Source organism: Azospirillum sp. B506 (assembly GCF_000333595.1).
In the GTDB taxonomy this organism is placed as follows: domain Bacteria; phylum Pseudomonadota; class Alphaproteobacteria; order Azospirillales; family Azospirillaceae; genus Azospirillum.
In genome coordinates this window covers 1-11,221 of record NZ_BADK01000123.1, presented here as the reverse complement: position 1 = coordinate 11,221, position 11,221 = coordinate 1, and the positions used below count along the sequence as shown (strand labels likewise).

Here is an 11,221-nt window from a genome sequence, read left to right as displayed (position 1 = left end):
AACTCTTCCAGCCTGTCGAACAGCAGATTCAGCAGGGCATAGAGCGACAGCCGGGCGCCATCGCTGCCACGGTCCAATCCAAACCGGGAGGGAGCCATCGTTGCCGCCTCGACGCAGCGGGTCACCAGGGCATCACCGCGGTCGGTGGCGCCGGTGAGCGCCCGCGCGTAACGCCGCAGGACCGGAACCACCTCAAACAACTCACATTCGTAAACGAGCATGCCCGTAACTCCGCTCCCACCGGGAGTAGCCGCTCTCCAAAAACGCGCCAATCCCGCCGGAACCTAAGGGGACGCAAGCCCTGGAACACTACATCATCCGTTCTGAATCCTACCACGCCCGGAGAGCCGGTCGAATGGGAAATGGGGGTGTGGATCGCCAACGGACGCCCCCCTACGATCAGATCCGGACCTCCGACATCATTTCGCGGTCTGGCGGATTTGCCTGCTGCGCCATTGCCAGGGCTTTTCCACCTGTCCGGCCCACAGTCCCAGCCTTTTGCTCTGAGCATAGGCCTCGCTCTTCTGATAGGCCGGCGACAAGCTGGCATATTGAAAGGCCCAGCCGCGCGCCACCATCGCCGCCCCGAGATCGACACCGCGCACGCGGCACTCGCCCTTCTTTTCACCGGTGCGGTCCTGTTCGGTGATGGTGCAGGTCACCTCCTCGCCCTTGACCATATTGGCGAGCACCGCGGTGGCGACCTTGAAGCAATCCAGTTCGTGCCCGTAACGGTTCTTGCATTTCTGCCCGGGATCCGGGGCGTCGATCCCCATCAGCCGGACCGCCGTTCCGTTGATGGTCAACAGGTCGCCCTCCACCGCCATGGCGGAGCCCTTGATGGTCTGGTCGGGCGTGTTGGCGATGGGACCTCGGCTTTTGGCGGACTGGTTGGTCTGTGCCGCGGCCGGACCGGCGAGGACGAGCGCAGCAAGGACCAGAATCGCCCTGCATGTTGTCTCAAAACAGGCTCGGCTGGTCATCGCCCCGCTTACCCTTCGCTTTGGCCGCCACAGTCTCCTGCGGTGGATCGAGGCAGCTGCAATCGTCGTTGCGGACGTTGTTCACCGTCGGTCCCACCGGCACCACGTCCAGCCACTCCTCCGGTGCCGAGCGGATCAGCCCCTCCACCACTGGCAGAGGAGTCGCCGGGTCCAGCCACGCATCCCAATTGGCGGGGTCCAACACCACGGGCATGCGGTCGTGCAGGAAGGACAGCGTGGCGTTGGCCGCCGTCGTCACGACCGTCGCCGTCTCCAGCGGCGGCGCGCCCTTCTGCCAGCGCTCCCAAAGCCCGGCCAGCGCGAACAGGCCGCGGTCACGGCGGCGGATGACATGGCCCTGCTTGCGCGGCTTCGCCCCCTCCCCCACGCTGATCCATTCATAGAACCCGTCCAGTGGAATCAGGCAGCGGCGCTTGCGGAAAGCACCGCGGAAGGCCGGCTTGTCGGCCACCGATTCCCCACGCGCGTTGATCATCCGGCTGCCGATGGCCGGATCGTCGGCCCAGGGCGGCACCAGCCCCCAGCGGACCATCGCCAGATGGCGGCCGTCCTCCTCCCTGCGGATGACGGGGATGTCCTGGGTCGGGGCCACGTTCCACCGCGGCATCAGGTTCGGCCGCTCCGGAACACCGAACAGGCGCTCGATCTCATTGATCGGGGTGGTGAGAAGCATACGTCCACACATACCCTGCAATATGGGCTCCGCATGGCCGATGCGCCAGCCGCATTCACCGCGCGCAAGTCCGTTCCACCAACAATCCTTGCAGCGGACAACCGTCACCCATTCCGCCCGTCGGGGTTTCCCTGACGCCCAAGCCAGCCTATCTTCGCGAAGCACAACAATCGCATCGAACCGGAAGGCGGGAGTTCACCCATGAAGTTCGGCATCGGACAGGCGGTTCCTCGCACCGAAGACGCCCGGCTGCTGACCGGCGGCGGCCGCTATACCGACGACGTGTCTCTTCCAGGACAGGCATTTGCGGCTTTCGTCCGCTCGCCCCACGCCTTCGCCGCCATCGGCGCGATCGATGCGTCGGAAGCACTGGCCCAGCCCGGCGTGCTGGCGGTCTACACGGTCGCCGACCTCGACGCCGAGAAGATCGGCATGATCCCCTGCCAGGCGGCGTTGAAGCAGCGCGACGGTTCCCCCTACGTCAAGACGCCGCGCCCGGCCCTGGCCCGCGGCCTCGCCCGCCATGTCGGTGATCCGGTCGCCATGGTGGTGGCGGAAACGCTGGAAGCCGCGCGCGAGGCGCCCGAATTGGTGATGGTCGATTACGAGGATCGCCAGCCCGTCACCGGCGCGCTGGAGGCGCTGGAACCCGGCCGGCCTCTGGTGTGGGACGAGGCGCCGAACAACCTCTGCTTCGACTGGGATACCGGTGACGAGGCGGCGGTGGAGACGGCGCTGGCCGGCGCCCACCGCGTCGTGGAACTGGAACTGGTCAACAACCGCGTCGTCGCCAACCCGATGGAAGGCCGCGCCTGCGTCGCCGGTGTCGAATCGGGCGCCGATGGCGGCCCCGGCCGCCTGCTGATCTACGTCACCAGCCAGGGCGTCCACGGCCTGCAGAAGCAGTTCGCCAAGATCCTGAACGAACCCGAATCGCGCATCCGCGTGCTGACCACCGATGTCGGCGGCGGCTTCGGCATGAAGCTCTTCAACTATCCGGAATATGTCGCCTGCCTGTTCGCCGCCCGCCGGCTGAACCGCGCGGTGAAATGGGCGGCCGACCGCATCGAAGGCTTCATCAGTGACGACCACGGCCGCGACCATGTCAGCAAGGCGCGGCTGGCGCTGGATGCCGACGGTCATTTCCTGGGTCTGCGGGTCGACACCGTCGCCAATCTCGGCGCGTACCTGTCCAACTACGGTCCCTTCATCCCCACCGATGCCGGATCGGCGATGCTGGTCGGTTCCTACAGGACGCCGGCCGTCTATGTCCGGGTGAAGGGCGTCTTCACCAACACCCAGCCGGTGGACGCCTATCGCGGTGCCGGCCGGCCGGAAGCGGCCTATCTGCTGGAACGTCTGATCGACCATGCCGGCCGCGTCACCGGCCTCGGCCCGGCGGAGATCCGGCGGCGCAACTTCATCCCGGCCAGCGCCATGCCCTACGCCACGCCGATGGGACAGGTCTATGACACCGGCGCGTTCGTCCAGAATCTGGAAGACGGCCTGATCCTCGCCGACATGGCCGGCCTGCCCGCCCGCAAGATCCAGGCAAAGGCCCGTGGCAAGCTGCGCGGCGCCGGTCTCTCCACCTATATCGAAGCCTGTTCGGGCGGCGGGCCGGAGCAGGCGACCGTCCAGGTCAATGGCGACGGCAAGGTTGTGCTGATGATCGGCACCCAGACCAACGGCCAGGGCCACGAGACCGCCTACAAGCAAATCCTCGCCGACCGTCTGGGCGTCCCGCCGGAGGATGTGGAGGTGGTGCAGGGCGACACCGACCGTGTCAGCTGGGGCTCCGGCACCGGCGGCTCCCGCTCCGTCCCGGTCGGCGGCTCGGCGCTGGCGGAGGGGGCTGCCAAGGTGGTCAAGGCCGCGACGGGCATTGCCGCCGACCTGCTGGAAACCGCCGAGGTGGATGTGGAGTTCGCCGAGGGCCGCTTCACCATCGTGGGCACCGACCGATCGGTGTCGTTGAAGGAGGTGGCGGCCAAGGCGGCAGAGGGAGGCAGCGGGATCGCCTTCTCCGAAATGGCGCGCTGGACGCCGCCGGCCAGCACCTTCCCCAACGGCTGCCACATCGCCGAGGTCGAGATCGATCCCGCCACCGGCATCGTCGAGGTCCTGCGCTACAGCGTCGTCGACGATTTCGGCACGGTCATCAACCCAATGCTGGTGATCGGCCAGATCCACGGCGGCGTCGCCCAAGGGTTGGGACAGGCCCTGCAGGAGCGCGTGGTGTTCGACCCCGACAGCGGCCAGCTGCTGTCCGGTTCCTTCATGGACTACCAGATGCCGCGCGCGGTCGACATGCCGACCATCGAGGTGAAGCTGAACAGCGTGCCCAGCACCACCAACATGCTGGGCATGAAGGGTGCCGGCGAGGCTGGAGCCATTGGCGCTCCGCCGGCCATCATCAATGCGGTGGTCGATGCGCTGTCCGACCTCGGCATCACCCACATCGACATGCCGGCAACGCCACAATCCGTATGGACGGCAATTCGCGATGCCGAAACGCGGCTGGCGGCGGAATAAGGGAAAGCCCTAATCGGAAGGTGTGGCTCTTGCCACACCTCCGTCGGATGAAATCCGTGGCATTGTTCCTTACCTGAAGGTGGGGCTTTGGATCCGACAGGGGTAAGGCATGGCGTTCGGCGACGGTGGGTGCGGTGGTCAGTGTGCGGACCGCCTCGATCTGGACTTCACGATGGCGTTCCAGCCCATCGTCGATATCGCCAACGGCGGCGTCTGGGCACATGAAGCGCTGGTGCGTGGCATTCAGGGGCAGGGTGCCGGCTGGGTCCTCGGTCAGGTGACCGAGTCCACCCGCTACGCCTTCGACCAGACCTGCCGCATCAAGGCGATCGAACTGGCCTCAAGCCTGCCGATGAATGGTGCCCGCCTGTCGATCAACTTCCTGCCCAACGCCGTCTACAAGGCGGAGACCTGCATCCGGGCGACCTTGGCCGCCGCCCGGCGCTGCGGCTTTCCCACTGAGCGCATCATCTTCGAGGTGACGGAAAACGAGCGGGTGGTGGATCACGACCACCTGAAGAGCATCTTCAACGAGTACAGGCGCCAAGGCTTCCTGACCGCCATCGACGATTTCGGCTCCGGTTATTCAGGTTTGAATCTGCTGGCCGAGTTCCAGCCCGACATCATCAAGCTGGATATGGAGCTGACCCGCAACATCGACACCGAACGGGCACGGCGCAGCATCGTCAAGGCAATCATGACGGTGTGCGAGGATCTCGCCATCACCCCCATCGCCGAAGGCATCGAGACCGTCGATGAGGCCAAGGCCCTGCGCGACCTGGGTGTCACCTTGATGCAGGGCTACCTGTTCGCCAAGCCGGCCTTCGAAGCGGTGGTGACCGATCCCGAACTGGCGATGCTGGCGGCTTAAGCCTGGACCGGCGCGGTCATGTAACTCATTCCTCCGCCATAGCTCGCCAGCTTGGCCTCCAGTGCCGCTCCCCCGTCCCGGTAGGGCGTGAAGCCGACCCGGTCCCAATAGCTCCGAGCGTTCGGGGTCGAGGTCAAGGCCAGCCACCGCCAGCCCTCCCCCGCTGCCAACCGATGCGCATGGTGCAGCACCGCAGCCCCCAGCCCGGTACCGCGCGCCTCCGGCAGCAGGGCAATGTCGTGCAGGTAAAGGCAATCCGCATCGGCCGGCAAGCCACCCAGCGGCGAATCCAGCGGCGGCGGCACACCCAGCTTGCCCGGATGCATGACGCCATAGCCGATGACCTCACCGCGGCATTCCGCCACCCGGCAGCCGGCAGGGTAAAGCGCCAGCCTCTCCTCGAAGACGCTGCGCTCCTCCGGATAGGCCGGATGCACGACGTCCGCGATGGCGAGAACCTTGTCCAGATCGTCCGCGGTCATAGCACGCCATAGGGCCGATGCGCCGCCTCCCGTCATCTGCCCACCCTCCGGCTGTAACCCGGCTGTCATCCGCCTTCTCCGTTCCGCACCCGTTCAAGAGCTTCCGGCCCGCCGTCGGGCACGGTATGCTGACTCCTCATACCATAGGGAGAGCACCCCATGCCCGATGCCGCTGTGGCGAGCCTGCTGCCGTCGGTCCGCACGATCGCCCATGAAGCCGGTCAGGTCATCCTGCGCTTCTACAATGACGGCATCGACGTTGCCACCAAGGTCGACGGCAGCCCGGTGACCCAGGCGGATCAGGCGGCGGAGGCGGTGATCGTCCCGGCGCTGCACCATCTGCTGCCCGGCATCCCCGTCGTCGCGGAAGAGGCGATGGCCGCCGGCGACAAGCCCGACATCTCCGGCGGCCGTTTCTGGCTGGTCGACCCGCTCGACGGCACCAAGGAATTCATCTCCCGCAACGGCGAGTTCACGGTGAACATCGCGCTCATCGAGAATGGCGCCCCTGTACTGGGCGTCGTCTATGCCCCGGCGACCGGCGACATGTACGCCGCAGCCGGTCCCGGCACCGCCGTACACTGCGCGGAGGGGCGCCATGACCACGCCATCACCGTCCGCAATCCGCCATCAGACGGGCTGACCGTCGTCGCCAGCCGGTCGCACGGCAGCGGATCGGTGCTGGAGGAGTTCCTCGGCAATTATGCGGTCAAGGACCGGGTATCCTGCGGCAGCTCGCTGAAATTCTGCACGGTGGCAAGCGGCAAGGCCGATCTCTACCCGCGCTTCGGACCGACCAGCGAGTGGGACACCGCCGCCGGCCATGCGGTGCTGATCGGCGCCGGCGGCCGGGTGGAACAGCCGGACGGCTCGCCGGTCGTCTATGGCAAGGACGATATCCTGAACCCGCACTTCATCGCCTACGGCTGGAAATGACCTCGTCCCTATCGTGCCTGGGCGACGCGGCGACCGCGGTCCTGACGACCGCGGCTCCGCTGGAGAAAGTGCGCCTGACCCGTCTGCACGCTGCAGCCTGGCGCGACGGCCTGCTGTCACCCGACGTGCCCATCCCGCCGCCCGACCGCCCTGCCCGTCCGGAGCGGCCGGAGCTGAAGCTGCCGCGCGACATGCCCAAGCGCGGGCGCGGCGGCAGCGCGCAGAACCGCATCGCCCTGCTGCATGCGCTGGCGCACATTGAACTGAACGCCATCGACCTCGCCTGGGACATCGTCGCCCGATTCGCATCCCTTGGCCTGCCGAAGGGCTTCACCGACGACTGGATCCAGGTGGCCGACGATGAGGCGCGGCATTTCCAGATGCTGGAAGCCCGGCTGAACGCGCTGGGCTCCTCCTACGGCGACCTGCCGGCCCATGATGGGCTGTGGCAGGCGGCGACGGAGACCGCGCATGACCTCGCTGCCCGGCTGGCGGTGGTGCCGATGGTGCTGGAGGCCCGCGGCCTCGACGTCACGCCCGAAACCGTGCGCCGCCTGCGCGATTTCGGCGACACGGAGAGCGCCGACCTGCTGCAAACCATCCATGACGAGGAAATCAGCCATGTCGCCGCCGGCCGGCGCTGGTTCGTCCATCTCTGTGCCGAACGCGGGGCAGAGCCGGTCGCCCTCTGGCAGGAGCTGGTCGGCCGCCATTTCCGCGGCGGCCTGAAGCGCCCCTTCAACACCGCCAGCCGGCAGCTGGCCGGCTTCGGCCCGGAATATTACGAACCGATCACTCCCGAAATTGACCGCAGGCCGGAAACCCGGTAAGGCGCTGGACATCATGGCTGTATACACCGAAGTCACCGACGAGGATCTCAGCACCTTCGCCGCCCAGTACGATCTGGGCGCGGTGCTGTCGTGCAAGGGCATCGCGGAGGGGGTGGAGAATTCCAACTTCCTGCTGGTGACCGAACGCGGACCCTACATCCTGACGCTCTATGAGAAGCGCACGCGGAAGGAGGATCTGCCCTTCTTCCTCGGCCTGATGGAGCATCTGGCGGAGAAGGGCATCGCCTGTCCGCTGCCGGTGGCGGGGCGCGACGGCATGGCTCTGCGCGAACTGTGTGGCCGCCCGGCGGTGATCGTCACCTTCCTGGCCGGCATGTGGCCGCGCCGGATCATGCCGCAGCATTGCGCCCAACTGGGCGAGGCGCTGGCCCGCCTGCATCTGGCCGTCGGCGATTTCCGCCTGGAACGACCGAACGCCTTGGCCCTGCCCGGCTGGAAGGAGCTGTTCGCCAAGTCCGCGGACCGTGCAGACGAGGTGGCGCCGGGCCTGCGCGCGACCCTGGACTCGGAACTGGCGGCACTGGATGCCAATTGGCCGGTTGGACTGCCGGCGGGAGTCATCCATGCCGACCTGTTCCCGGACAATGTGTTCTTCCGCGGCGAGAGCCTGTCCGGCCTGATCGACTTCTATTTCGCCTGCAACGACTTCTTCGTCTATGACGTTGCGATCTGCATCAACGCTTGGTGCTTCGAGATCGACGGCTCGTTCAATGCCACCAAGGCGCGGCTCCTGCTGTCCAACTACCGCAAGGTCAGGCCACTGTCGCGGGAAGAACTGGGCGCCCTGCCCTGGCTCTGCCGCGGCAGCGCCGTGCGTTTCCTGCTGACCCGGCTGTATGACTGGCTGAACCACCCGCCGGGCGCCTTCGTGCGGCCGAAGGATCCGCTGGAATATCTGCGCAAGCTGCGCTTCCACCAGTCGGTTCGCGGCCTCGGCGATTATTTCCTGGACGATACCGACGCGGGCGGGCAATGAGCGACGATTCCACCCAGGCCGGCCCCCGCGGGAAAACGGTCGACATCTTCACCGACGGCGCCTGCAGCGGAAATCCCGGCCCTGGCGGCTGGGGTGCGATTCTGCGCTATGGCGAGGTGGAGAAGGAGCTTTACGGCGGCGAGCCGGCGACCACCAACAACCGCATGGAGCTGATGGCGGCCATCATGGCGCTGGAGGCGTTGAAGAAGCCGGTGGCGGTCCGCCTCTTCACCGACAGCGAGTATGTGAAGAACGGCATCACCAAATGGATCCATGGCTGGAAGGCCAAGGGCTGGGTGACCGCCGACAGGAAGCCGGTGAAGAACGTCGACTTCTGGCAACGCCTGGAAGAGGCGAAGCGGCAGCACCAGATCGAGTTCCACTGGGTCCGCGGTCACGCCGGTCACCCGGAAAACGAACGCGCCGACGAACTGGCACGGCGCGGCGTTGCCGACGTGCGGGCGCGGGAATGAGGAGAGTCCCTCTCCCGGAGGGGAGAGGGACTATCACCCTTACAGCGCTTCCAGAACCGCTTCGGCCGACGACACCTCGAACTTGCCGGGGGCCTCGACGGCGACGTGGGTGACCTTGCCGTCTTCCGCCACCAGGGCGAAGCGCTGGCCGCGGGTGCCCAGGCCATAGCCGGAGCCGTCCATGGTCAGGCCGAGAGCCGTGGTGAAGGTGGCGTTGCCGTCCGGCAGCATCGCGACCTTGTCGCCGACACCACCCTTGTCACCCCAGGCACGCATCACGAACGGGTCGTTGACCGCCAGGCAGATGATGCCGTCGACGCCCTTGGCCTTCAGCGCATCGGCCTGCTGGACGAAGCCCGGCAGGTGCTTGGCGGAGCAGGTCGGGGTGAAGGCGCCGGGAACGGAGAACAGAACGACCTTCTTGCCCTTGAACAGCTCGTCGGTGGTCACTTCCTGCATGCCATTGTCGGTCAGCCACTTCAGCGTGACGGACGGAATGGTGTCGCCAACCTGGATGCTCGCAACCTGATTGCTCATCGTCTCTAACCCTTCCGGTTTTTGGATTTGGCCCGTTTTCGGGTCCGGCCGGACTTTCGTTGCGGAGCCCGGCCCTGCATCCCTTCTAGAGTCTGTCTGGTGCTTATTGAAGCACCAGACAGACACTAAGCTTTTGGTTTTTCGTGTGATTTACGTTTCAAGCGATACCGCTTGAAACGATCACACTCTATCCCTCGCGGCGTGGTGCCGCAAGGCGCGGCTGACCGGACGGCACAACCGACATCACGCCTTCTTCACGAACTCCGACTTCAGGTTCATGGCGCCGATGCCGTCGATCTTGCAGGCGATGTTGTGCCCGTCGGCCCCATCGACCAGACGGATGTTCTTCACCTTGGTCCCGCCCTTGACCACCAGCGACGATCCCTTGACCTTCAGATCCTTGATGACGGTGACGCTGTCGCCATCGGCCAGCGGATTGCCGTTGGCATCGCGCACGCCCTGCCCGGCTTCGGCATCCGCGGCGGCAGCGGTGTCGGGATTCCATTCATGCCCGCAGTCGGGGCAGTTCCACAAGCTGCCGTCATTGTAGGCGTTTTCGGAGTTGCACTGCGGGCAGTTGATCTGATCGTCCATCATCGTCCTCGTGGCACGGGAGAAGCTCCCGGAGCCGCCCTGTTACCGCAGAATAGCCGCAACGGCCACAGGCCTTTTCCGAATCGCCGTCAGGACGACTTGCCCGCCGCCTTTTCCAACGCCTCCAGCACCGTGCTGTCACTGAGCAGTTCCGGCAGGGCGATGCCCTCCGGCGCGCCGGGACCGTAGACGATGTTGAAGGGAATGCCGTAGCGGCCATGGTCGGACAGGAACTTCGCGATTGCCGCGTCCGGCCGGGTCCAATCGGCGCGCATCGCCACCAGCTTCGGGTCGTCCATGCGCTGGGCGACCTCGCCACGGTTCAGCACCAGCTTCTTGTTGGCCTGACAGGTGATGCACCAGTCGGCGGTCACGTCGACGAAGACGGTGCGGCCGGCCGCGACATGCTCGCGGATGGTCGATTCTACGAAGGGCACCCAACGCGCCTTGGAGTCGTTGACGACGGGTGCCGCCCCGGCGGACGGCCCGATCACCGCCGGCATGGCGAAGGCGGCGACCGCCAGCGCACCCGCCAGCGCCGGCCCTGCGGTCCGCGCCGCGCCGCGCGCGCTCCGCCCAACCCACAGTGCCAGAACCAGTGCCGCCATCAGGAGCCCGACGGTCGCGGCGGCCACCTCACCGATCTGCGCGATCAGCACCGACAGCAGCCAAAGCGCCGTCAGCATCAACGCGCATCCCAGCACCATCTTCAACGACGCCATCCAGCGCCCTGGACGGGGCAGCCATCCCGCCACCCGCGGCCAAGCCGCAACCGCCAGATAGGGCAGTGCCAGCCCGACGCCCAGCGTCGCGAAGATCGCATAGATCTCCACCGGCCCCTTGGACAGGGCAAACCCCACCGCGGTGCCGAGGAAGGGCGCGGAACAAGGGGTGGCAAGCAGGGTGGCAAACATGCCGGTCGCGAACGGCCCAGCCAACCCTTCACCGCCCAGACGGTCGGCCAAAGCCCGCGGCAGAGGCACCTCGAACAGTCCCCACAGGTTGGCGGAGAACAGCGTGACCAGCACGACCATGAAGACCAGGAACAGCGGTTGCTGGAACTGGATGCCCCAGCCGACCGCCCCGCCCGCCGCCTTGACGGCGACCAGCACCGACGCCATCAGCAGGAAGGAGGTCAGGATGCCGGCTGCACTCGCCAGGAATCCAGCACGCACCGCCGCCGGTGCCCGTCCGCCCTGCTTGACCACCGACATCAGTTTCAGCGACAGCACCGGCAGCACGCAGGGCATCAGGTTCAGGATCAGCCCGCCCAGCAGCGCCACTCCCAG

At 66.5% G+C, this 11,221-nt stretch carries 12 protein-coding genes and 1 pseudogene; 6 read left to right on the top strand and 7 right to left on the bottom strand.

Going from position 1 to position 11,221, the window contains the following annotated elements:
- The 3 genes and pseudogenes from I71_RS04355 to I71_RS04345 form a co-directional block, all read right to left on the bottom strand.
- Positions 1 to 221 (bottom strand): annotated as a pseudogene (locus tag I71_RS04355) (regulator); the annotation flags it as partial.
- Positions 222 to 419: 198 nt separating this feature from the next.
- A complete protein-coding gene (locus I71_RS04350; protein ID WP_042691129.1) occupies positions 420 to 983 on the bottom strand; it encodes a thermonuclease family protein in 564 nt (187 codons plus the stop codon).
- Positions 961 to 1,677, bottom strand: coding sequence for an SOS response-associated peptidase (locus I71_RS04345; protein WP_083896964.1), 717 nt, complete (start codon positions 1,675 to 1,677; stop codon positions 961 to 963). Before I71_RS04345 ends, I71_RS04350 begins: the two co-directional genes overlap by 23 nt.
- Before the next feature lie 201 nt (positions 1,678 to 1,878).
- On the opposite strand from I71_RS04345, the gene I71_RS04340 reads away from it, so the two are divergent.
- The gene (locus I71_RS04340) at positions 1,879 to 4,212 is read left to right on the top strand and encodes a xanthine dehydrogenase family protein molybdopterin-binding subunit (RefSeq protein WP_042691125.1); all 2,334 of its coding nucleotides are present in this window, start codon (positions 1,879 to 1,881) and stop codon (positions 4,210 to 4,212) included.
- Between the two features lie 109 nt (positions 4,213 to 4,321).
- The gene (locus I71_RS04335; RefSeq protein WP_042691123.1) at positions 4,322 to 5,083 is read left to right on the top strand and encodes an EAL domain-containing protein; all 762 of its coding nucleotides are present in this window, start codon (positions 4,322 to 4,324) and stop codon (positions 5,081 to 5,083) included.
- On the opposite strand, the gene I71_RS04330 is transcribed toward I71_RS04335, so the two are convergent.
- Complete coding sequence (locus tag I71_RS04330; RefSeq protein WP_244433625.1) at positions 5,080 to 5,565, bottom strand: GNAT family N-acetyltransferase; 486 nt, start codon at positions 5,563 to 5,565, stop codon at positions 5,080 to 5,082. The two genes, I71_RS04335 and I71_RS04330, sit on opposite strands and share 4 nt — an antisense overlap.
- Before the next feature lie 159 nt (positions 5,566 to 5,724).
- On the opposite strand from I71_RS04330, the gene cysQ reads away from it, so the two are divergent.
- Genes cysQ through rnhA form a run of 4 tightly spaced genes read left to right on the top strand, consistent with a single transcriptional unit; the run spans position 5,725 to position 8,801 of the window.
- Positions 5,725 to 6,501 carry a 3'(2'),5'-bisphosphate nucleotidase CysQ gene (cysQ, locus tag I71_RS04325; RefSeq protein WP_042691119.1) on the top strand — a complete coding sequence of 259 codons (777 nt, stop codon included), beginning with the start codon at positions 5,725 to 5,727 and terminating at the stop codon, positions 6,499 to 6,501.
- Complete coding sequence (locus I71_RS04320) at positions 6,498 to 7,331, top strand: ferritin-like domain-containing protein (RefSeq protein WP_042691117.1); 834 nt, start codon at positions 6,498 to 6,500, stop codon at positions 7,329 to 7,331. The genes cysQ and I71_RS04320 overlap by 4 nt, the downstream gene beginning before the upstream one ends.
- Positions 7,332 to 7,344: 13 nt before the next feature.
- Positions 7,345 to 8,328, top strand: a complete 984-nt coding sequence (locus I71_RS04315; RefSeq protein ID WP_042691115.1) for a homoserine kinase — start codon at positions 7,345 to 7,347, stop codon at positions 8,326 to 8,328.
- Complete coding sequence (rnhA, locus tag I71_RS04310; protein ID WP_042691113.1) at positions 8,325 to 8,801, top strand: ribonuclease HI; 477 nt, start codon at positions 8,325 to 8,327, stop codon at positions 8,799 to 8,801. The genes I71_RS04315 and rnhA overlap by 4 nt, the downstream gene beginning before the upstream one ends.
- Positions 8,802 to 8,840: 39 nt before the next feature.
- Here rnhA and I71_RS04305 read toward each other — a convergent pair whose 3' ends face one another.
- The 3 genes from I71_RS04305 to I71_RS04295 all read right to left on the bottom strand — a co-directional run.
- Positions 8,841 to 9,338 (bottom strand): peroxiredoxin, encoded by a 498-nt coding sequence (locus I71_RS04305; protein WP_042691111.1) that lies wholly within the window; start codon positions 9,336 to 9,338, stop codon positions 8,841 to 8,843.
- Positions 9,339 to 9,581: 243 nt separating this feature from the next.
- Positions 9,582 to 9,932 (bottom strand): zinc ribbon domain-containing protein YjdM, encoded by a 351-nt coding sequence (locus I71_RS04300; protein WP_042691109.1) that lies wholly within the window; start codon positions 9,930 to 9,932, stop codon positions 9,582 to 9,584.
- An 89-nt stretch (positions 9,933 to 10,021) separates the two neighbouring features.
- Positions 10,022 to 11,221, bottom strand: a 1,200-nt coding sequence (locus I71_RS04295; protein WP_042691107.1) for a protein-disulfide reductase DsbD, incomplete at its 5' end; no start/stop codon positions are given.